Annotated in this window: 19 protein-coding genes and 1 tRNA gene; 15 read left to right on the top strand and 5 right to left on the bottom strand. The window is 65.2% G+C overall.

Going from position 1 to position 21,629, the window contains the following annotated elements; all coding sequences use genetic code 11:
• Nucleotides 1–24: 24 nt before the first annotated feature.
• The 5 genes from fdhF to FHR04_RS21580 all read left to right on the top strand — a co-directional run bounded on the left by fdhF (nucleotide 25) and on the right by FHR04_RS21580 (nucleotide 6,154).
• The gene (fdhF, locus tag FHR04_RS06480) at nucleotides 25–3,096 is read left to right on the top strand and encodes a formate dehydrogenase subunit alpha (RefSeq protein ID WP_139401769.1); all 3,072 of its coding nucleotides are present in this window, start codon (nucleotides 25–27) and stop codon (nucleotides 3,094–3,096) included.
• A gap of 24 nt (nucleotides 3,097–3,120) precedes the next feature.
• Nucleotides 3,121–3,624: a helical membrane plugin domain-containing protein gene (locus tag FHR04_RS06475; RefSeq protein WP_139401767.1), complete on the top strand. Its 504-nt coding sequence runs from the start codon at nucleotides 3,121–3,123 to the stop codon at nucleotides 3,622–3,624.
• A gap of 2 nt (nucleotides 3,625–3,626) precedes the next feature.
• Nucleotides 3,627–4,448, top strand: a complete 822-nt coding sequence (locus FHR04_RS06470) for a formate dehydrogenase accessory sulfurtransferase FdhD (RefSeq protein ID WP_139401765.1) — start codon at nucleotides 3,627–3,629, stop codon at nucleotides 4,446–4,448.
• A gap of 134 nt (nucleotides 4,449–4,582) precedes the next feature.
• On the top strand, nucleotides 4,583–6,004 hold the full coding sequence (locus FHR04_RS06465; RefSeq protein ID WP_139401764.1) for an OFA family MFS transporter: 1,422 nt from the start codon (nucleotides 4,583–4,585) through the stop codon (nucleotides 6,002–6,004).
• A gap of 18 nt (nucleotides 6,005–6,022) precedes the next feature.
• Nucleotides 6,023–6,154: an MFS transporter small subunit gene (locus FHR04_RS21580; RefSeq protein ID WP_260170217.1), complete on the top strand. Its 132-nt coding sequence runs from the start codon at nucleotides 6,023–6,025 to the stop codon at nucleotides 6,152–6,154.
• Between the two features lie 91 nt (nucleotides 6,155–6,245).
• Here the strand turns inward: FHR04_RS21580 and FHR04_RS06460 are convergent, their stop codons facing one another.
• Nucleotides 6,246–7,040, bottom strand: a complete 795-nt coding sequence (locus FHR04_RS06460) for an alpha/beta family hydrolase (protein ID WP_139401762.1) — start codon at nucleotides 7,038–7,040, stop codon at nucleotides 6,246–6,248.
• Between the two features lie 63 nt (nucleotides 7,041–7,103).
• Here FHR04_RS06460 and FHR04_RS06455 point away from each other — a divergent pair, with 63 nt between their 5' ends.
• The 3 genes from FHR04_RS06455 (at nucleotide 7,104) to FHR04_RS06445 (ending at nucleotide 8,367) form a co-directional block, all read left to right on the top strand.
• Nucleotides 7,104–7,850 (top strand): AzlC family ABC transporter permease, encoded by a 747-nt coding sequence (locus tag FHR04_RS06455; protein WP_139401760.1) that lies wholly within the window; start codon nucleotides 7,104–7,106, stop codon nucleotides 7,848–7,850.
• Complete coding sequence (locus FHR04_RS06450; RefSeq protein WP_139401758.1) at nucleotides 7,847–8,143, top strand: AzlD domain-containing protein; 297 nt, start codon at nucleotides 7,847–7,849, stop codon at nucleotides 8,141–8,143. Before FHR04_RS06455 ends, FHR04_RS06450 begins: the two co-directional genes overlap by 4 nt.
• Nucleotides 8,144–8,292: 149 nt before the next feature.
• Nucleotides 8,293–8,367: transfer RNA gene (locus FHR04_RS06445), tRNA-Ala, on the top strand.
• 205 nt (nucleotides 8,368–8,572) lie between these two features.
• On the opposite strand, the gene FHR04_RS06440 is transcribed toward FHR04_RS06445, so the two are convergent.
• Together FHR04_RS06440 and FHR04_RS06435 are read right to left on the bottom strand one after the other, a co-directional pair.
• Entirely contained in the window at nucleotides 8,573–9,859 is a 1,287-nt protein-coding gene (locus FHR04_RS06440; RefSeq protein WP_139401757.1) for a site-specific integrase, read from the bottom strand.
• Nucleotides 9,856–10,554, bottom strand: coding sequence for a helix-turn-helix domain-containing protein (locus FHR04_RS06435; RefSeq protein ID WP_170213871.1), 699 nt, complete (start codon nucleotides 10,552–10,554; stop codon nucleotides 9,856–9,858). The genes FHR04_RS06440 and FHR04_RS06435 overlap by 4 nt, the downstream gene beginning before the upstream one ends.
• Nucleotides 10,555–10,617: 63 nt before the next feature.
• On the opposite strand from FHR04_RS06435, the gene FHR04_RS06430 reads away from it, so the two are divergent.
• The 3 genes from FHR04_RS06430 (at nucleotide 10,618) to FHR04_RS06420 (ending at nucleotide 14,371) form a co-directional block, all read left to right on the top strand.
• A complete protein-coding gene (locus FHR04_RS06430; RefSeq protein ID WP_139401752.1) occupies nucleotides 10,618–10,893 on the top strand; it encodes a helix-turn-helix domain-containing protein in 276 nt (91 codons plus the stop codon).
• A gap of 384 nt (nucleotides 10,894–11,277) precedes the next feature.
• Nucleotides 11,278–12,153 (top strand): hypothetical protein, encoded by an 876-nt coding sequence (locus FHR04_RS06425; protein ID WP_139401750.1) that lies wholly within the window; start codon nucleotides 11,278–11,280, stop codon nucleotides 12,151–12,153.
• Nucleotides 12,154–13,036: 883 nt separating this feature from the next.
• The gene (locus tag FHR04_RS06420) at nucleotides 13,037–14,371 is read left to right on the top strand and encodes a glyoxalase superfamily protein (protein ID WP_139401749.1); all 1,335 of its coding nucleotides are present in this window, start codon (nucleotides 13,037–13,039) and stop codon (nucleotides 14,369–14,371) included.
• Between the two features lie 115 nt (nucleotides 14,372–14,486).
• On the opposite strand, the gene FHR04_RS06415 is transcribed toward FHR04_RS06420, so the two are convergent.
• The gene (locus tag FHR04_RS06415; protein WP_139401747.1) at nucleotides 14,487–15,023 is read right to left on the bottom strand and encodes a hypothetical protein; all 537 of its coding nucleotides are present in this window, start codon (nucleotides 15,021–15,023) and stop codon (nucleotides 14,487–14,489) included.
• A 175-nt stretch (nucleotides 15,024–15,198) separates the two neighbouring features.
• On the opposite strand from FHR04_RS06415, the gene FHR04_RS06410 reads away from it, so the two are divergent.
• Nucleotides 15,199–15,537, top strand: coding sequence for a hypothetical protein (locus tag FHR04_RS06410; RefSeq protein ID WP_139401745.1), 339 nt, complete (start codon nucleotides 15,199–15,201; stop codon nucleotides 15,535–15,537).
• A gap of 50 nt (nucleotides 15,538–15,587) precedes the next feature.
• Nucleotides 15,588–16,070 carry a hypothetical protein gene (locus tag FHR04_RS06405; protein WP_139401743.1) on the top strand — a complete coding sequence of 161 codons (483 nt, stop codon included), beginning with the start codon at nucleotides 15,588–15,590 and terminating at the stop codon, nucleotides 16,068–16,070.
• Between the two features lie 178 nt (nucleotides 16,071–16,248).
• Here FHR04_RS06405 and FHR04_RS06400 read toward each other — a convergent pair whose 3' ends face one another.
• Entirely contained in the window at nucleotides 16,249–16,926 is a 678-nt protein-coding gene (locus FHR04_RS06400) for a recombinase family protein (RefSeq protein ID WP_249039008.1), read from the bottom strand.
• 145 nt (nucleotides 16,927–17,071) lie between these two features.
• Here FHR04_RS06400 and FHR04_RS06395 point away from each other — a divergent pair, with 145 nt between their 5' ends.
• Nucleotides 17,072–17,671: a hypothetical protein gene (locus tag FHR04_RS06395; RefSeq protein ID WP_139401739.1), complete on the top strand. Its 600-nt coding sequence runs from the start codon at nucleotides 17,072–17,074 to the stop codon at nucleotides 17,669–17,671.
• 94 nt (nucleotides 17,672–17,765) lie between these two features.
• A complete protein-coding gene (locus FHR04_RS06390) occupies nucleotides 17,766–21,536 on the top strand; it encodes a hypothetical protein (RefSeq protein WP_139401737.1) in 3,771 nt (1,256 codons plus the stop codon).
• Nucleotides 21,537–21,629 lie beyond the last annotated feature (93 nt).

Genomic DNA, 21,629 nt, shown 5'->3' with positions numbered 1-21,629 from the left:
ACAAGTGCTGGGAGGCATTCAAGCATGCAGCAACCGGATCATCTGTCCGTCTCCAACGAGGTCCACATTCGCTCCACGGTGGGACCGACCCGTCCGGCACCAGGGCCAGCGGTGGACCTTCACATCGACGGCGGCACCTTCACGGCCTATCTGGGCGAACCCCTGGTGGACGCCATCAACCGCGCCCGGATCGAGCTGGCGCAGGTCTGCTACCACCCGCAACTGGGGTCGATCCAGACCTGTGACACCTGCTCGGTGGAGATCGACGGGCAGATCGGGCGCGCCTGCGGGACGCCAGTGGCGGCGGGCATGGTGGTCCGCACGCAGACCGTTGCAGCGCGGGCGGCGCAGCGGGACGCCTATGACCGGATCGTGTCGAACCACGACCTGTACTGCACGGTCTGCGACAACAACAACGGCAACTGCACCGTGCACAACACGCTGGGCGTGCTGGGGATCAACCACCAGACCCGGCCCTTTCAGCCCAAGGGGTTTCCCAAGGACGACAGCAACCCCTTTTACCGCTACGACCCGGACCAGTGCATCCTGTGCGGACGCTGCGTGGAGGCCTGCCAGAACGTGCAGGTCAACGAAACCCTGAGCATCGACTGGGAGGCCGAACAGCCGCGCGTGCTGTGGGACGGGGGCAAGCCGATCGGCGAATCCAGCTGCGTGAGCTGCGGCCACTGCGTCACGGTGTGTCCGTGCAACGCCTTGCAGGAAAAGTCCATGCTGGGACAGGCGGGGCTGTTCACCGGCATTGCGCTGCCGGTGTTCAACGCGGCGGTGGACGTGGTCAAGGGGGTGGAGGCCAGCATGGGCCTCAAGCCGATCATGAACGTCTCCGACATCGAGTCGGCGGCGCGTGACCGCTACATCAAGAAGACCAAGACCGTGTGCACGTACTGCGGCGTGGGCTGCTCCTTCGACGTCTGGACCGACGAGCGGCACATCCTGAAAGTGGAGCCGGGGCTGGGGCACGCCAACGGCATCAGCACCTGCGTCAAGAGCAAGTTCGGCTGGGACTACGTGAACAGCGGCGACCGCCTGACCGCGCCCCTGATTCGCGAGGGCGACCGCTTCCGCGAGGCCAGTTGGGACGAGGCGCTGGACCTGGTGGCGCGGCGCTTCATGGACATCAAGGCCCAGCATGGCCCGGACGCGCTGGCCTTCGTGGCGAGCAGCAAGGCCAGCAACGAGGAAGCGTTCCTGGTGCAGAAGTTCGCGCGGCAGGTGATCGGCACCAACAACGTGGACAACTGCTCGCGCTACTGCCAGTCGCCGGCCTCCAAGGGCCTGGCGATGACCGTGGGCATCGGCGGCGACAGCGGCACCATCCGCGACATCGAGAACGCCAGCCTGATCCTCACGGTGGGCAGCAACACCGCCGAGAGCCACCCGGTCCTGGCGACCCGCATCAAGCGGGCGCAGAAGCTGGGGCGCACGAAAGTCGTGGTGTTCGACATCCGCGAGCATGAACTGGCCCGGCGCGCGGACGCCTTCCACCGCCCGAAGCCCGGCACCGACTTCGTGTGGCTGAGCGCGGTCAGCAAGTTCATTCTCGACCACGGCCTGGAGAACAAACCCTTCCTGGCCGAGCGCGTCAACGGCCTGGATGAGTTCCGCGCGTCGATCCAGGACTTCACGCTGGACTACGCCGAGCGGGAAACCGGCCTAAGCGCCGCCACCCTGGAAGCCCTGGCCCGCCAGATCGCCTCAGAGGAGCGCGTGTGCGTGTTGTGGGCGATGGGCGTGACCCAGCAGTGCGGCGGCACCGACACCAGCGCCGCCATCTCCAACCTGCTGCTGATCACCGGGAACTACGGTCGGCTGGGCACCGGGGCGTACCCGCTGCGGGGCCACAACAACGTGCAGGGCGCGTCGGACATGGGCGCCCAGCCGGATCAGGTCAGCGGGTACCAGCCAGTCACCGACGAGTTGACCGTGCAGCGCCACCAGCGCGAGTGGGGCGTGACGCTGCGGCCAGAGCGGGGCCTGGACAACACGCAGATGCTGGACGCCGCGATTCAGGGGCAGCTCAAGTCGATGTGGATCACCGGCGAGGAGATGAGCCTGACCGACGCCAACGCCAACCACCTGCAAGAAGGGTTCGAGGCGCTGGAATTCCTGGTGGTGCAGGACCTGTACTTCACGAACACGGCGAGGTACGCGGACGTGGTTCTTCCGGCCGCCGCGTCGCTGGAAAAGGAAGGCACGTTCACCAACACCGAGCGACGCATGCAGCGGCTGTACGAGGTCATGCCACCGCTGAAGGGCACCCGGCCCGACTGGCAGATCTACATGGGCGTCGCGGACCGCATGGGCCGCCGCTGGGGGTACACCCACCCCTCCGAGATCATGGCCGAGATCGCGCGCCTGACGCCATTCTTTGCGGGCGTGACCTACGAGCGGCTGGAAGGGTACCAGACGCTGTGCTGGCCGGTGGCCGAGGACGGCACCGATCAGCCGCTGCTGTACACCGAGCGCTTCAACTTCCCGGACGGCAAGGCCCGCCTGTACGCCGGGGAATACCGCCCGCGCCAGCTGGCCCCGGACGCCGAGTTCGATCTGCACCTGAACTCGGGGCGCATGCTGGAACACTTCCACGAGGGCAACATGACCTTCCGGGTGGAGGGCATCGCCGTCACGGCCCCCGACGCGTTTGTGGAGGTCAGCCAGGAACTGGCCGCCGAGCGCCGGATCCAGAGCGGGCAGTGGGTGCGCCTCGTCAGCGCGCACGGCGCAGTGCGGCTTCAGGCCCTGGTGACGGGCCGGGTCAGCGGCAACGAACTGTACGTCCCCATGAACGCCCGCAAGGCGCAGGACGCCGTGAACCACCTGACCGGCTCCCAGGGGGACTCGATCACCAACACGCCGGCCTACAAGGACAACCGCGTCCGCATGGAACTGCTGGGCGAGGTGGGCGACAACCCGCTGCCGGCCCGCAACTTCCGCTGGGGCCACCCCACGCCCCAGACCGGCGTGGAGGTCGAGCGCAAATGGGCGCGGCCCGACTACGTGTATCCGGGCGGCGAATTGCCGATGCTGGGCGACAGCCTGAACGCCCGCACCGACGCGCTGGGCGCGGACGACTGATGCAACTTTCCACGAGGAGCTGTCATGGCCAAGGCGCTTGATTTCACGCCCCGCGAACCCACGCCGCAGGAGCGCCTGCATTCGACCGTCGAGGATTCGACCGCCGCGCTGGAAGAGGGGCTGTACGTCCTGCGGCAGCTGCACGAACACGGCGTGCTGGACGTGCTGGGCAAGACCGTGCGCGGCGGCGAGGGCCTGACCGCGTCGCTGCTGCACATCCTGGGCGGCGAGAGCGGCACCACCCTGCTGCGCAACGTCACGGAGCTGGGCAAGACGCTGTCCACCCTGGACCCGCACGAGGTCGGCATTCTGGGCAGCGCCGTGACCACGGGCGTTCACGAGGGGGCGCGGCACGTCGCCGCCGGCAAGGGCATCGGCCTGGGCGAGCTGCTGGGCCTGCTGAAAGACCGGGACGTGCAAGTGGCGCTGGGCGCGCTGATGGCCGTGCTGAAGGGCGCGGGCCGCGCGCTGCGCGAGGCGAACGGCGAGACCACGCAGACCGCCAACCAGACCGAGGTGGGCCGCTGAACATGCCGTCGGGCGGGCCGGTAGATGCGGAGGGCGTCGTTCACCTGCCCGTCCGGCTGTACCGGACCGGCGAGTGGTCCCGCCGCACCGACGCCGTCGCCGTCGAGGAACCGCTGGAACTGCGCCTGCACACCCCGGACCGCGAACTGCCGCTGGGCGTGCTGATGCGGACGCCCGGCCAGGACCGCGAGCTGCTGCTGGGCTGGCTGGTCTCCGAGGGCCTGTGGCCGCAGGACTCCACGCTGCAGGCCGACCCGGAAAACGCCAACGTCTGGCACCTGCACACCCCCGAGCATGAGCGGCTGGCGGCGGGGGCCAGACTGACCGTGTCGTCGAGCGCCTGCGGGGTCTGCGGGTCAGGCAGCGTCGAGCAGCTGCTGAGCCGGGCGTCTCCCCCACCCTGGACGGCGGGGCCAGTGTGCGCCGCCGTGCTGGCCGGGTTGCCGGAGCGGCTGCGCGAGACCCAGGCCGGCTTTCAGGAGACGGGCGGGCTGCACGGCGCGGCGCTGTTCAGTGCGGCAGGGCGTCTGCTGTGTTCCCGCGAGGACATCGGGCGGCACAACGCCGTGGACAAGGTAGTCGGCTCGCAGATTGCTGGCCTCCCACTGCGTGATCACGTGCTGGTGGTCAGCAGCCGCGCCGGTTTCGAGATCGTGCAGAAGGCCGTGACCGCCGGCATCGGGGTGGTGGTGGCGGTGGGCGCGGCCACCAGTCTGGCGGTGGACACGGCGGCCGTCTTTGGGGTCACGCTGTGCGGCTTTACCCGTGAGGGCCGCTTCACGGTGTACGCGGGCGCAGTCCGGGTGCGGGGGCCGGCAGAGTGAGCAGGCACGGCCTGATCCGCCAGCGGTCCTCCTGCCGGGACCATGGCAGAGGAACTGTCGCAACACGTACCGAAATGCACGTGAAAGCCGCTAAGATCATTTCACGTTAAATCAAAATGGAGACAGGAGCTTCTATGGGATTTCTGGACCGTGAACATTCCGTGGCCGGGCCGGGCTGGAGCCGCTGGCTGGTGCCGCCGGCCGCCCTGGCCGTTCACCTGAGCATCGGGCAGATCTACGCCTATTCGGTGTTCAACAAGCCCCTCTCGCGGCTGATCAGCGGCGACGTACAGGCTGAAACCGGGGCGGCGGGCGACTGGTCGCTGTTTCAGGTGGGCCTGATCTTCAGCGTGGCGCTGTTTTTCCTGGGGGCGAGTTCGGCGCTGTTCGGCAAGTGGGTGGAGCGCGAGGGACCGCGCAAGACCATGTTTGCCAGTGCCCTGCTGTTCTGCGGCGGCTTCCTGATCGCGGCGCTGGGCGTCAGCCAGCACCAGTTGTGGCTGGTGATTCTGGGCAACGGCGTGATCGGGGGCATTGGCCTGGGTCTGGGGTACATCAGCCCCGTCAGCACACTGATCAAGTGGTTTCCAGACCGGCCCGGACTGGCCACCGGCATGGCGATCATGGGGTTCGGCGGCGGCGCGCTGATCGGCAGCCCGCTGGGCACGGCGCTGATGGCCCGCTTCGCCGGGGACGGCACGCTGGGCGTCGGCTCCACGTTCCTGATCATGGGAACGGTCTACTTCCTGTTCATGGTGTTCGGCGCACTGATGGTGCGGATTCCCGCCGAGGGCTGGGCGCCGGCAGGCTACGTGCCCAGGGCCAATGCGGCGGGCGGCATGATCTCCAACCACAACGTGCTGGTCGATCAGGCGTTCCGCACCCCGCAGTTCTGGCTGCTGTTCGCGGTGCTGTTCCTGAACGTGACCGCCGGAATCGGCGTGCTCGGGCAGGCCAGCGTCATGATTCAGGAGATGTTCAGCGACAAGGTGCTGGGGGCCGGGGCTGGCGTCACGGCCGCCGCCGCCGCCGGGTTCGTGGGCCTGCTGAGCATCTTCAACATGGCGGGGCGCTTCTTCTGGTCCACGATCAGCGACCGGCTGGGACGCAAACCCACCTACATGGTCTTCTTTGTGCTGGGCACCGTGCTGTACTTCCTGATCCCGCTGTTCGGCAACCTGGCCAGCCTGGCGCTGTTCGTGGCCGGCTTCTGCGTCATTCTCAGCATGTACGGCGGCAGCTTCGCCACGGTGCCCGCCTACCTGCGGGACCTGTTCGGCACCGCCAACGTGGGCGCCATCCACGGCCGGCTGCTGCTGGCCTGGAGCGCGGCGGCCATTGCCGGCCCCACGCTGGTCAACGGCTTCCGCGACAGCCAGATCAAGGCGGGCATTCCCGCCGCACAGGCGTACTCGACCGTCATGTACATCATGGCCGGGCTGCTGATCGTCGGGTTTGTCGCCAACCTGCTGATCCGCCCGGTGGCCAGCCGCTACTGGGCCGCCCCACCTGCAGGCCAGGAACCGCTCGCCAGCCCGTCCGCCGCCGACGACTGAGCCGCCGAGGAGAACGACATGACCAACCGGACCGAGACGCCCACCGAAAAGACCTCTCCCATGACCTACCTCGTGTGGCTGGTCCCTGGCCTTCCGCTGGTGTGGGGCGTGTGGCAGACCCTGATCAAGGTGGCGCAGCTGTTTCAATAGACCTGCACACTGGAAGAACCTGTGGGAGACCGGCACGGCTCTGGGACCATCCAGCGCCGTGCCGGTGTAGTGACAGTGCCCCGCCGTAACCTTACGGAGCGGGCAGTTGCCGTAGAAATGCCCTGACCGCCTTCAGGATGTCCACCTCGGCGGCCGCGCGGGTCACGGTGGGCAGGCCGTCGCCCTTCTGGGAGCCGTACCGTCCAAAAAAGCTGTGGACGGCGCCGGGGATCACGGTCAGCCGGGCGCTGTCCGGCAGGCGGTTCAGGCCATCACGCACGTCGGCGGAAGCAGCCACTCCATCACGCTCCGCCAGCAGCGACAGCACGGGCAGGGCGGCGCCTTTCAGGCTGACGTTGCCCGCCGGATACGCGCCCATCAGGATCATGCCATTCAGTTGTGCCGTGTGGTCTGTGGCGTATTGCGCCGCCATCGCCCCGCCCAGCGAATGGCCCGCGATGACCACCATCCTGCCCGCGCCGAACTTCTTGATCAGCGCGTCGGCGCGGCCCACGCCGGTCACCGCCAGATCCAGGGGAAACACCGGGATGACCGTCTGCACGCCGTCGGCGGCCAGGGCGCGGCCCAGCCACTCGTAGGCCTGCGGGCGCACGAACCCGCCCGGGTAATACACCAGCAGGGTCTTCACCTCGCCTGCGGGCCGGATGTCGATAAACGCGCCGCCCTCGTGTTCCAGCGTGGCGATCACGCCCGGCGCCTGTCCCGCCGGGGGCACGGCGTCCTGCCCGACTACCAGCGGGGGCCGTACCACAGCGTTCTGCGCCAGCGCCACCAGATAGCCCAGCGCCAGGGCCACGAGCAACCCGAGCCACAGCCGCACACGCGGCGGCAGGGCGAGGCGGGAACGAGCGTTCAGGCGGGTCATGTCGACAAGCATAGAGGGGCCGTCAACCTCCAGACTGGAGGATCACCCGCTAAGCTGACAGGCATGCTCGCGTCTGTCCCGGTGTCGCCATTCTGGCCTGCGTTCTGGCGAGGTTTCCGCGTGATGACACCGCTGTGGCTGGGCATGGTGCCGTTCGCAGTGGCCTACGCGGTCACGGCGCGGGCCTCGGGCCTGAGCGTGTGGGAAACGCAGCTGATGAGCCTGAGCGTGTTTGCGGGCGCGTCGCAGTTCGCGGCGGCGGGCCTGTTCGCGGGCTACGGTGTGGCTGGCGGGGCGTCGGCCATCGGCATTGTGCTGACCACTTTTTTGCTGAATGCCCGTCACCTGCTGTACGGCCTGAGCCTGTCCCGGCAACTGGTGTTGACCCGCCCACAACGCCTGATCGCCGCGCAATTCCTGACCGACGAGTCGTATGGGATGGTCACGGTCAAGGGCAAACAGGAGCCGGGTGGCCCCAGCTTCGGCTACGTGCTGGGCGCGGAACTCAGCCTGTACACGGTCTGGAACGCCTCCACATTGCTGGGGGCGGTGGGCGGCGCGGTGCTGCCCTCTCCCGAAGCGTTGGGCGTGGGCGTGATCTTTCCGCTGGCCTTCCTGGGCCTGCTGGTGCCGATGCTGCGGGGCCGCGTGACCGTGCTGGTGGCGCTGATGTCAGGGCTGGCCGCGTGGGGCCTGTCGCGCTTTTTGCCCGGCGGTGTGGTGATCCTGCTGTCGGGTATCGGCGGCGCGCTGCTGGGGGCGTGGTTGACTGGACGGGCATCTGCAGCCGAACGACAGGCGGGCGCGTGACTGTCACTGCCGTGATCGTGCTGATGTGGGCCGTGACTTACCCGGCCCGCTGGCTGGGGCTCAACCTGGGCCGGGTGCGCCTGCCGCCGTTCTGGTTGGCATTCTTGCAATTTGTGCCGGTCAGCGTGATCGCCGCCCTGATCGTCCCCGAAGTGCTGGGCAGCCCGGAATGGCCGCGCCGCCTGCTTGCCAGCGTGGTGGGAGGGGTGATCGTGTGGCGCAGCGGGCACCTCGCGCTGGGCATCCTGGGGGGCTTCGCGGCGTACTGGGCCGCGCGGGCACTGGCGGGCTGAGGTCATCAACTGCCCTGGAGACTGGGAAAGGAGAGGCGCCGTGTTGCAATTCGACCCCAGGTGCCAACGTCCCCTCGCGCCTGCTGCCTTCGCCACAGCGGCACCTCTTGTCATGCAGCCCCCGCGTCTGCTAGTCTGCGCCCCGCTGAGGGGGCTTAGCTCAGCGGGAGAGCATCCGCTTTGCAAGCGGAGGGTCTGGGGTTCGAATCCCCAAGCCTCCACCAGAATGCCGTCCTAGACGGCATTTTTTTTATTGCCTCCGATCGTAGCTCAATTTGACAGACAAGTGACAGACAACTCCTTCTGCCCTGCGTCGCGGTGACGAGCCCTGGGTCAAGAAGCCAGGAGGACAAGCCGTCCTTAATAGGCAGACGCGAAGGCGTCGCCCGAAGACGACGCCCATGATTGCCGCTTGGATGCCCACCCAGGTCAGGCCGATCGCGTGGTTGACCTGTCTTCCTCATCGTCATCGTCGAGCCCCATTTCTTCGTTCGCCATCCGAATCACCTGCGCCTGGCGCTCCTGGCTGCGCTGGGCATAGCGCAGCGTCATGACCGGCGACGTGTGACCGACAACATCTTGCAGGTCCTTGAGGCTCACCACGCGGTTCACGAGCGCAGCGGTGATGAACGAGGCCCGGATGGCGTGAAACTCCCGGTACTTCACATCGGCCTTTTCCAGAACCCGCGCCCACTCGCGCCGCACATTTCGCGGGCTGAGCGGCGTGCCGTGACTCGTCGGGAAAAGGGGCTCGTAAGCCACAGCTGGTGGCGGGCGCGGAATCCAACCCTGGGGGAGGCTGGAATTCCAGCGCGCACGCGCGGCCTGGCGCTGCTTCTCGCGCACTTTTTCGGAAACCATGCGCTTCTGTCCCCAGAGCGGTCCTGCCAGTCGCTTGCGCTCAATCACCTGTTCCAGATGCGCGGCCAGGGCGCGCTGCACGAGAGGCGTCAACTTGAGCTTTCGCCGGGCCGCATGCGTCTTCGGCTTGCCCCTGCCGCCGCTGCGCTTCGCGGTCTCTGTGATGTGCAGGGTGCCTGCCCTGGGGTCATAGTCTTCCCACCCCGCGCCCACCAGCTCGCCGATGCGTGCTCCGGTGCTGAGGGCCACCAGGATCAGCGCCGGCATGGCCCCGTCCCGTGCCGCACGCATAATCCGCCGGACTTCATCACGGCTCCAGGCGTCTTTGACCTCGTGATGCAGCGTCGGAGGCCTGATGTCGTCAGCCGGATTGGTCGTGATCAGACCGTCGCGCACTGCGCCCCGCAGGGCCGCCCGGAGCACATGCAGCACCTTGGCGCAGGTGCTGGGCTTCTTCTCGGCTGCCAGATTCTGCAAAAATGCTTTGATGTGGCCCTCACGAAGCTTGACGAGCTTCTGTTCGCCGATATGGCTTTCAATCAGCGCGACCAGCCACGCCCGGTTGAGCTGGGTGCTGTACTCGCCGGGCGGCTGCTCACGCAGCCAGTGTTGCAGCGTGGCTGACACCGTCACCTCGCTTCGCGCCTCAGGTGCGCGGGACGCCACCTCGTAGTTGAACTTCCGGGCGCGCGCCTCCGCCTTCTGCCGGGTCCGGTGCGTACTCTGGTGCCGGTTACGCTTGCCGTCTGCCCCCCGGGGCAATTCGATCGTCAGCGAAAACCGGCCGTCCATCCGCTTGACGATCGAGACACTCCCATTGGGCGCCCGGGCTTTGTCGCGGGCTGCGCTGCTCATTGGGGGTGAGCCACAAAAGTGATGCGGCCAAAAACCCTTACCTCCTCAGAGCTGAAGATCCCCTCGTCAGTCACGAAGTGGATCGAACCGTCCGTGGCCTCGACGGCCCGGGCACAATGACCGAATTTTTCAAAATCCTCCTTCTGGCGTTGCTTCTCCGCAGCGTCCAATTCCGTCGCCTTCTCTTCCACAGCACCCTCCTGCGCAGGCGGTTTGTCCACGGGGGCTTCGGTCTTGGGCTTTTCTCCTACGATCACGTAGAGGCGGCCGGGGATCAGGTCCTTCTGCGTGGTGTCAACCACCTGCACTTCGTTAGGCCGTCGCGCCAGCGTGTAGGCCCCGATCTTCGGGTAAGTTCCCGCCAACACGATGGGGACCTGGAACGCGGTCGGGTAACGCACGTCGACCACGGACATGGACTGCGTGCGGTTGCTGAGCGCGGCGATGTCCTCGCCGTCCAGTTCCAGGGCGATGGCCAGGCTCGCAACATGCTTGCTCCGGCCCACATGTACCAGACCGTGTTCCAATTTGTGCAGGTACTGGGGGGAAGAGACGGTAGTCCGCGACACCACATCTGCCAGCGACAAACCCAGTTGTTCTCGGCGTCGGCGGATCAGGTTGCCCGCCGCATTTGCGTCAAGCTCATCAAATCGATTCGGTCCCAGACGGGATTCGTTCAGATTATTGCTCTCCATGACCTTATGATACATCACCAGGGGGGGGTGACAAATGGCGTGCTCCATGTCTATCATCATCTGGTGATAGATCTGGAAGTCCTGACTCGCATTCCTCGTCTGCTGGAGGACGTGACGCAGATGTTGCAAAAAATCAAGCAGCAAGAGGATGAAATTTTGGGAACGGCTGAGGCCGCGCGCCTCCTGCGTATCGGTACCGCCGAGCTGCTGGATCTGGCGCGGGCCGGTCGCGTGCCACACCTGCGCCTCGGCAACGGCTACAAATTCTCGCGGCTGCAGTTGCTGGAGACCTTCCGCAACCAGGCGCTGGAAAACGTGCTGGACGACGACGCCGCCTGACCTCTGATGCTGTCCGCCCTGTCTCGCCCCATACTGCAGCTGACCTATTGGGTCGGACGCCAGTGCGTGCTGGCCCTTCAGAGACTGTCATCAGGCCTGATGACGGGCCGGGAGACACAGTCCCGCCACACTGGAGCAACGAGTCAGGTTGTCGGGCCTGCCCCGGCGGGCCAGGGCACTGTCCACGTGTCGCCCCACACCGGGGTCAACCCTTGCCCAGCGGCGGCTCCGACCTCCCAGCGGCCCCAGCCAGGCGCGGCGACGGCGGCCCCGTCCCGGACCAGGACCGGGTACCGCCGGATCCCTCTAAAGCGCTATGCGCGCGACCAGCTGCGTCGACATCCCTCGCAGGTTGAACAGAGCGTTGAGGAGATCGCCCAGCGTATGTGGGCGGTTACCTCCAAATGGGATGTGTTTGTCTTGACAATCCACGGGGCCGGGGACAACCCGCATCTCCCGCTTGTTGTCGCGGCCGTCCGCGCCCACATCACGGATCTGCTCATATTCGCGGCCGTGCTCAAAATCGCGGCCCTGCTCAAAACCTTGGCCGTGGGCAAAACTGCGGCCGTGGACATAGCGGTGCCGTATCAGTGCAGCCTTGAACGGGGTAAAAGGAAGAAAAAGGGCGGCCTGCACGTGCATCTGATGGTGCCACGGGGCACGCTTGTTCCCAAATCCTTCGAGACAACCACGCCATCTGGCGTGATTGTCAAAAGCCAAATTGTGTACCAGCAGGAGGTGGGCGAGACCCTGGAAGACCTCAAGGAAGTGCTGGAATACCTGCGCAAGCCTGCACTGGCCGGCGCACAGGAGTTCCGGGCGCATGGTCCTCAGCATCCAGCCTACCTGCATGCCGAGAGGCTGCTCGACGAGGCCCTGGCCGCCTGCAAACAGCTCGGCCTGTCGAGGCTGCCCCGGACTGTCTGGTCAGGGCACCTGCCCAGGCTGCCCCCCGGGGGCAATCAGCTGCCTGCTGCGCCCGTGCCTGGCGCGAGTGCGCCTCAGCCCACCGACCAGGGTGGCCCCCAGAGCCCTGGTGCCCCGGTTTCTGTGAGTGCGCCAGGAAGTACGCCGGTTCCGCGCGCCGTGTCCTACGGTTCGACCGAGCCTGACCCGGTCCGGATCACCGGTGACGCGGCCGCAGCAGCGGCGCCGCTGCAGTTCCCATCCGTCGTCCGGAGCGTAGGCCTGTTGCGGGTCCTGATCGCGCGCACCGTGACCGTCTGGCGGGCCGTGTGCAGCAGCTGGTCGCGCCGCTGAGCTGTCACCTACATGTGGCCAGATCCAATCACAGTCCTGCCCTCAACTAACCGGGAAGGTTCGCGTCACCGTGGAGGGCGACGGACCCCCCTGGTGGCCGGCCGCCTCCAGGTGATCTGGAAGCCAGAGCGCGGCTAGGCTTTGGCTTGAGCCCTGCCCTATTGCATACGCACTAACTTGCCCAGTCGGGACCTGGGGGAGTCCGCTTCAGCCTGTGCCCCCGCTCCGGTCCGCCACTCGGCCGCTGACCCGGTTCCGGGTTGCCGGGGCGGTCTGGCCTCAGCCCCGGCCCCTGAACGCAGGGTCCCTCCGACGTCAGGGGGCTCGCGTCGCCTCCGTGCGGTTGAGCAGACGCCTGACCTGCTCAGCCGACCAGGGGCCGCCGGCGCGGGTAGAGAACTCGCCCTTTTCCAGGGCGCGGACAGTCTGCCGCAGGCAGCGTCGCTGCAGCGCCAAGTGCCTTCAGCAGACTGTCCGGATGCGTCTTCAGCCAGATGGGGAAGTTGGAACGCCCTTGCCACCCATTGCCTGTACGTTGCCTGCACGGGAGCACGGACTCACCAGTGCTGCCGTTCCACAGCGCCCGGCGCCATTGCCCGTCGATGTGTGGGAGCACCATGGCAAGACGGAGTGGCCTGGGCCTTGATTCACACTTGGAAGCGTGCCCGCCCCTTGCCACCCAGTGCACGTGCGGCATACACTAACGGCGGTTTTCGGGTTGCGCCTGCTGGCTCGCAACCGCCTCTCCAGAGGCGGTGGTCAAGGCAACCCACGAGATGCGCGCAGCCCCGTTGTTCGGATTCCCCCGTACTAAGGTGAGCCCACTCTGTTCTAACGCGAGCGCTTCACAGAGTTGGACTCGTCTTCTTGACGGAGGTCTCCCATGCCCGTGATATCCACCGAGCAGCTCAAGGCAGCTGCGAACACCCTGCGCGCCGCCGCACACACGAAGCGCGGACTCGAAGTGCTGCGCATCCTGAGTCATGGCCACACCCTGGAGCTCACCGCGCGCTTTCTGGGCTACCACGATTGGAACACAGCCGCGGGCCTGCTGCGCCAGGGCCGGCCGCTGGCTTTTGATCTGCCAGGAGCCGGCGCACGCGCCGGGCAGTTCCTCGGTGAGCTGCCGCAGAGCGTCCAGGATCAGCTGGGCCAGCAACTGCTGGCCTGCGTGGACGCCGCCGCCTTTGCCGGAACAGCCCTGGCAGCTGAAGCCCTGGTCCGCCGCGACCACGAGATTCAGGCGCGCCCCCGCGACCGCCAGGCTCAGATCCGAGCGGTGACCGGAGACGACCCTGTACGGGTCGCCGCGGCGCTGCGGTGTCTGGCGCGTCACGAGGCGGCCCGCTACCCGCTCAGCGAGCACCTGGGCTACGACCGGGTCACCGTGATGGACGCCAGCAGAGAACGCCAGGTGCTGCCCGGCGACGGTCCACAGGTGCTGGGCCGTGGAATCGACACCGCAGTCCAGGGACCACAGGCCACCACCCGCGCCCTGCAAGACGAGACGACCCTGGAACACCGCCGCGACCTAGTGGTCCATGCTCCCTCAGACCAGCATCTGTCGCTGCTGCGCCAGGAATGGCGCTGGCGCAGCAGCGACCTGACAATCACGTTGGGCCTGGGACATCAAGAAGACGCGGCCGCGGTTTTGGACCGCTATGGGTGGACCGGCGCCGTGATTTACCACGTCAGCAGCAACCGCGCCGAGATGCACGCCGAACTCAGCTCACTCCGCACGCGGGCGGACCATCAGCCCACCAGCAGCGAAAGAGCCGCGTACCACCAGCTGCTCAGGGTGCACGCCAGCCGCCGGGACGCGCGATACCAGGCGTACCGCCAGCAGAGCGGGCAGCGGCCAGTCAGGGGCCCGGTCCAGACCAGCGTGGTCAGCGACCTGCTCAAAACCCTGTCGCCTGAACTGAAACTCGACCACACCCGGCTGTGGAAGGACGGCAGCGGCCACCTGGTGCTGACCAGCGAACCATACGACACGGTCGCCCGACTGCAGAGCAACGCGGCCTACGGGCCGCTGCGGCAGGCCGGCTGGACGGTTGAATTCAGCGAGAGCCTGCACTATCCGGGGAGCTGCGTGCTGGTGACGCTGCGTTCAGGACGCACGGCGACCGACCTGCGGCGCGAGCTCAAGGAGCGACGGCGCCAGGCGCTCCAGCGCCAGTTGCAGCAGGAGCAAGACGATTTTGCCGGCCGCTCCTGAGCAAGGTTGTGATCAACGTGTGCGGGAGCAGCCAAAGCGAAGACTGCGTTCCAGAGACTGCGGGTTGTTGGGGTGCGCTTCGAGAGCCACCCGATCGACCACCGGACCCAGAGCGTCACCCTGATGCTGCTGGAGGTGCCGCTCGAGATCGCCAGCCCCCAGCCCGGGGGAGCGCGAACTCAACAGCCGAGCCAGAACCTGTGGGCGCAGCGCAAAACGCTCTACCGCCACGCCTTGGTGCGCTCCAGGGAACACAAGCAGTTCCCCGGAGCAGGGCCTTCCAGCGCAGGTTGTCCTCGACCACGATCTGAATCGCGCGCTCGAGATTTTGACTAACCACGCCCACATTCTGGGTGATGGTCTTCCAGCAGCCGGTAAAGCGGTCAGAGGCGTTGTTCTGGTTGATCAATTCCTGGGCGGCTTCCGGCAAGGCGTCGATATTAAAATTGCGTGCCTGCTCCACCATGAAGTTGTACTTGCGAATCAAAATCCGCGAACGATAGTCCCCTTCGCTGACCCGCCGGCACGCCAAGTTGCGCGTTACGAAATACACCTGGGTGGCGTCATTTCTGTCCAGCAAGATGGTCGCGACAATAGCGTCGGCCAGACGGCGAATCAGCCCTTCACACAGCTCAGGGGTCACCGGGGCCATGTCCTGCGCCTGCGCCACCTGCAGGCCGAGAGGGTGAGGGCGAGCGTACCGGCCAGAACAGTTCGCTTCATAACGCCTCTTGCGCCCTAGAGCGCAGCGTACCTTGCCTTTTTGTAACCAACGCGTCAATTCCCACAGTCTTGAGCGAGGCGGCCAAGCGCTAGCCTGCTGAGCCATGGCCGCACCCCGCTCCTCCGCCGCGCTGCGCGCGCGCACAGCTCCGCAGCACACCGACCTGGCTGATCTGCCCTTTGACCAGGCGTGCCGCGAGATCGCTGCCCGGCATCACCTGAAAGAACCGCATGCCTTTCAACTGGCACCTGGCGGCGTCACCCACCTGGTGCGGCTCTCGGACGGGGCTGCCCTGTGCGGGCGTGGGCCGAGGGTCTACGCCGAAGCTCCGCAGGTCACCGGACCGCTGACCTGCCGGGGTTGCGCGGGCGCCGTGGCCCGTCGCCTGAAGGGCAGCCTGGGACGCCGGGCGGCGCGGGTCACGCCAACCCGGACCCCGTGAGCGCCCCCTTGAAAACGTCACCCGGGGGACCGCCGCAGTATGCTCAGCGCATGCCGAAAAGTTCACGCAGGCTGTGGGGTGTGTTGATTCTGGCGATCTCGAGCAGCGCGCTGGCCGATCTGCCCGTGGTGATCATCGACGCCGCGTCGCTGCCGTACACCCTGTCGCCCAACAACTACGCCAACTCGCCGTCCAAGTTCAGCAATTCGATCAGCAACTTCAGCAACAGCGCCTCGAACTTCAAGAACTCGCCGTCGAACTTTGCCAACTCGCCGAACAACTTCAAGAACACCCGCAGCGGCAGCAACCGGCTGCTTCAGGTGGGCAGATACGTCGGCTACTACGCTGAGAACGGGGCCGGGGTCATCAATTTCTTTTCGGCCTCTGGCAAGCGGGCGCTGTACAACCCTGAAGGGACCAGCGCGGTGTTCACCAGTGCGGGCAGCTTTGCCGGCGTGCTCGGAATGGACGGCTCCAGGGGAATGAGTCTGGCGCTGACACCCGATGGCCTCAAATCTTTCCTGCTGAAATAGGCCTGCTTCAAGCTCCGAAGGCGGCCGCTGATTGGATTTTCAGGGTCCTTGGTCTGGAGCTGCCGCGCCGTTCCGACTTGATCATCGGCCCTCCTCATGGCGCACCAAGAAGCCATGCAGAGCAAATGTGCAGCGGCGCCTTTCTCACGGGACTTTCGCCGGAATTGCTGGGCAGGCATCAGTGCCGCTGCGGCGCTTCCGTGCGGCTGAGCAGACGCCTGACCTGCTCTGCTGACCACGGGCCGCCGGCGCGGGTGGAAAACCCGCCTTCTTCCAAGGCCAGGGCAATCTGCCGCAGGCTGCGCCCCTGCCCCCGCAGTGAGCCAGCGTACGCCGCAGCAGGCTTCATCGCCTGCAGCGCCGCGGCGCGTGTCGCGGCCGCGCCGGCGGCCCGTGCCTTGTCGGTCAGATTCGCTGCCTTGCCCAGAGTCAGCCCTCTTGCCTTTCTCGCCGCCAGCGCGGCGCGGGTGCGCTGCGAGATCAATGCCGCCTCGCGCTCGGCAACGGCCGCCATGACGTGGATGGTTAGATTATCGGCCTCGGGCATGTCTACAGCGGTAAATCTCACGCCCGACTCCATCAAGCTGGCGACAAACGCGACATTGCGCGCCAAGCGGTCCAGCTTGGCGATCAGCAGCACACCACCCATCCGGCGGGTCTGTGTCAGGGCAGCCTCCAGCTGAGGGCGATGCCGCTTGCGGGTGCCGGTCTCGATCTCGGTGAACTCGGCCACCACGCTCAGGCCCTGGACGCGGGCGTGGGCGAGCACAGCCGCCTGCTGGGCCTCCAGACCGAGGCCGGACTGGCCCTGCTTCTGGGTGGAAACGCGGTAGTAGGCAACGGCGGGAATGGACACAGGGGGAGTGTAACAGGGCACATCGGGGCGTTCATGTCCTGTGACAAGCGGTCCGACTCCTTTCCTTGCAGCCTGGGTCATGCAGGATTAGAGCAAGTCAACGCCGATCTCAGCAATGGGAGAAAGAACCGGTAGCATGACCGTTATGGCCATGATTCAGCGCACACATTTCATGGATCTGCATTACGCTAAGGAACTGCAGTTCGAGCCATACAATGTGCGCAGTCTGGGTAGCGCAGTGCTTACGAGTATCCACAATTTCGACGTGCTGCGCCTCCTGGCGCGCCTGCCCATCAAAGAGGTCAGCTTTCAGTCGATCCTGGTGTTGAATAACAAAGCCGCGCCCAGCGTCGACGGTGCGTATGACCATGGGTACATTAGGGTCAGGATGCCTCGTGTCCCGGTAGCACAGGGGGGGCTGGATGATTACGGCAGAAATGTCGGACAACACTTGACAGTCTCGCAGCTGGCCCCGAATCATCAGGAAGCGGTGACCCGTACCCTCCTACACGAGGTGGCGCACCACATTCAAGCCCAGGTTCGTGACAATCCCGGACTGCGTAATGAATTTGCACGGTTGTGGAGTGCCGCGTGTAAGCGCCGACAGACAGTGAGCGAATATGCACTCGAAGGTCAAACCGACTATTGGAGCGAGTTGGTGGTCGCGGCCATTGCTGAGCCACGCATACGTAGGCTAGATCCGGAAGGCATTGCGTTCGTCCTGCGCGCTTTGCCTCAGCTGTAACAAGAAGGGCTGTTGTTGGAAAAGCGCGCTTTCCTGTCAAAGATGGGCAAAAAAGCTCATATGGCCTACAGAGATATGTTATGAAGAACTCAATATGAGGATTACCGGCACAGACCTCGTGACCTGGGCTGGAACGGTTGAAGCAAGTCACAAACTGCCGGAGCTCGTGCGTCGCCTGATTCTGGCAACCAGTTCAGCCGGAATCAGCATGCGGGCGGGCGAGGGCACACGTCTGGGTGGATTCGATGGCGCTGTTGTCCAGCCTGAATCACACAGCTTCATTCCTGAAGGAGCCTCCATCTGGGAGATGGGCGTAACCGCCGATCGGAGAGTAAAGGCAGAAGGCGACTACGCGAGCCGCACGGCCAATCCTTTGACTGTTGTTCCCATCAACACCACTTTCGTCTTCGTCACGCCTAGGCGCTGGGAGGACAAGGACATCTGGGCTGAGGAGAAGCGAGCAGAAGGCATCTGGCAGGACGTCCGGGTTATTGATGCCGATGATCTGGAGGCCTGGCTGTCCATCGCGCCGCCCGTTGAGGGCTGGCTGGCGCCCCTGTTGGGGAGGCCAAGCAATGGAATCCGGAGTGCAGAGCGATTCTGGAAAGACTGGTCAGGTGTAACAAATCCGCCTCTGGTGCCCCAGATAGTGCTGGCTGGCTGGAATAACGATCCGACTTTAGCCCTTCGTAAAATTCTCCAGGGGCCTCCAACAGCTGTGGGTGTGGCCGGGGAATCTCGCGAAGTCGCAGCCGCATTTATTGCAGCGGCACTGGTGGCCTGGGGCGAGGAAAGCGAGTCTTTGCGTGCCCGAACGCTCTTTGTCGACGACGATCGGGTATGGACCAGCGCGGTCGATCACGGTCGGGCGTCCATCCTTATTCCCCGCTTTGAACAACGTGAGCAGGTCAGTGCCGCCGTCCGTCAGGGCCACCACATCCTGATCCCATTGGGGCGAAAGGATGGCGCCCTGCGTGCCCAGATCCATCTGGACCGTCAACAGAGGCGCGAGTTGCGCGCTGCGCTGACCGATCTGCAATTACCGGGCGAGCGGGCTGAGGCGTTGGCCACGATTGGTCGGAGGAGCCTCCTGTCTCTCCGACGCCGCCTGGCGTATGTGCCCGCCGTTCACCGTCCAGCCTGGGCCCAGGCCGGAGCAACCGTTGCCCTGATCGCTCCAACGCTGGCAGGAGCTTGGAACGGCGACGAGCCTGGAGATCAGGACGTCCTGGCCCGTCTGGCCGGTCGGGCCTACGCAGATGTGGAGCGTGACGTCGTTCGACTGGCAACAGAAGATGATCCGCCGCTGAGGCGGGTGGGCCGGACATGGATGTTGACGTCGAAGGAGGACGCCTGGGCCTTGCTGGTTCCCACGCTGACGGAAGACGATATCGAGCGCTTCAGGACGACAACACTGGCCGTCCTCGGCACACTCGATCCAGCCCTTGCACTCTCGCAGGAACAGCGTCCTTTGGCATCTTTTCTTGGGAAAACGATGCCGTATTCCGGATTTCTGCGTGAGGAGCTGGCTGACAGTCTGACCCTGATGGCCGCCCGGTCCGATGAAACCAACTGGCATCTGGCGAGAACTCCGCAGGGTGTGGTCAACGACATTGTCCGGCAACTGCTGGCCCCGCAGGACAGCGCAGCCTGGGCCTCAATGGCCTGGGTTCTTCCAAATCTGGCCGAAGCTGCACCGGAAGTCTTCCTAGAAGCGGTAGAGCGCCAGCTGCACGAAGGTGGGGATGCATCAGTCCTTCACGATCTTTTCCAAGATAAGCAGAATCAGATTTTCGGCCCCTCATCCCCTCATACTGCGTTGCTCTGGGCTTTGGAGCTGCTGGCCTGGTCTCCCGTGTACCTGACGCGTTCCGCGCTCGCTCTGGCCCGGCTGGCCCGAATTGATCCGGGTGGGCGGCTGACCAATCGTCCTCAGGCCAGCCTGCGTGAGATTTTTGTCGCGTGGTCCAGGAACACGGGTGCCGACGCCGAGAACAAGCTGCGGGCCCTGGACGCGCTGCGTCATCAGACACCTGAGGTGGCCTGGCCGCTGATGCTGTCGCTGCTGCCTGTTGGTTCTGATCATTCCACGCCGACTCATCGGCCCAACTGGCGTGACTGGGGCCAAGACGACGACCGCGAGGTTCCGCTTGAGGAGCGTCAGACTTTGTGGCAAGGCGTCGTCGAACGTCTTCTCGACGACGTTCAAAATGATGGTCAACGGGCCCTGAACCTGTTGGAAGTCCACGGCTATCTTGATGAGCAGCAGCAGGACCGCTTGAACGCACAGCTGCTCCATGCCGTTGAGCTGCTCGACCATGCAGCTGCCATGCGGGTCTGGGAGGGGTTGAGGCACTTCGTGGCCAAGCAGCAGGAATATCCAGATGCGGGTTGGGCCATGGAAGGTACCCGTCTACAGCGCCTGCAGGCCCTCGCTGATCAATTGCGGCCGGCCGACCCGGTTCTTCGTCATCGGTGGCTGTTCGGGCATGCGCCGATGCTCGGAGTCCTCTGGGAACCCGAAGAGTACGGGGCGCGCGAGGAAGCGCTTGACCAGACACGAATTGGAGCCCTGACAGAAATTCTGACCGGACAGGGCCTGCCAGGGATTGAACGACTGCTCGATATGTTAGACAAGTCAGACGTCGCCTTTGCGGTGGGACATGTGCTGGCACGTATCCCTGATGCGCCCCTGGATGATCCTGATGTCCTGGTGGCGCTGATTCAGCGTGGGGAAACTGGTCTGCTCTTGGTGCTGGGCGTGGTGCGCACCTGGTTGTCCACCAGAGGGCGTGAACACACAGAAACGTTCCTGAAAAGCTCTGGACTATTCGCCGGCCCAGACCAGCAAAGCGCGCAACTTCTGCTTGTCCTGCCCACTGACGAACGGACTTGGGCTCTGGTGGCTCAGCAAAAGGCGGAGGTTGAGCAGCTGTACTGGCAACAGGTACAGCCCTACGCTGTAGACCGGCAGGCAGCTGGCCATGTGCGCACAGCTTTCAACCAATTCTTGGTGCACGCGCGCCCAGGCGCGGCGTTCGACCTTGCAGAGGCCACGCCACTGTCCTTGACTGGGGAAGAGTGGATCAGCCTCCTTCTTCGCATGGTCGCAGAAGGCAACGAGGCCATCCAGAACCGGAGCTATCAGATTCTCAAGGTTCTCGAACGACTGTCTGACCAGAGTGACGTTGATGAAGTTGCGCTCAGCCAGTTGACCTGGCTGTATTTGCCGCTCTACCACTTCAGGTCAGCACCTCGGGCACTGACGCGGGTTCTGCTCTCGAACCCGGCTGAATACGCCGATATGGTGGCTCGGGCTTACCCGAAGGAGGAAGCGGATGAGGAGTCCGACACCCGGGATGGACAGCGGCAGGCAGAGCGGGAAAGAGCCTTTGGTCTCCTTCAGTCCCTGAGGGGGATACCAGGCTCAACAGAAGATGGGCAGATTGACGCCTCAGCGCTCAGGCAATGGGTCCTGGGGGCTCGTGAACGGCTGCAGGCCCTTGACCTGACCAGAATAGGTGATTCATCCATCGGTCAGCTCCTGGCCACCGCTTCCCAGGCCCCCGATGGCCAGTGGCCACCAGCTCCAGTCTGCGACGTTATTGAGGAAGTGGCGAGCGAAACTCTTGAGGAGAATCTTCGCGTCGGAAGGCTCAATCTCCGGGGAGTGACCAGCCGGAATCTCGATTCAGGTGGCCAGCAAGAGCATGAGCTGGTAGCCCTCTATACGCAGCGGGCCCAGACCCTGGAAGGGCGATGGCCACGCACGTCGTCAGTGCTGCGCGCTCTGGCACAGCATTATCTGGCCGAAGCGGGCAGTCATGATGAACGTGCGGAACTGACGCAAGACCGTTGGCGATAACCATAAGGAGAAAGCTTCTCGGGCCTGCGCAGCACCGCTGGTCTGTCCGGGCTAAGCAGGGCCCAACGGCACACCAACCAAATGCCGCTTGCT

The organism is Deinococcus radiopugnans ATCC 19172 (assembly GCF_006335125.1).
Lineage (GTDB): Bacteria > Deinococcota > Deinococci > Deinococcales > Deinococcaceae > Deinococcus > Deinococcus radiopugnans.
This window is presented reverse-complemented; position numbering and strand designations above follow the sequence as displayed.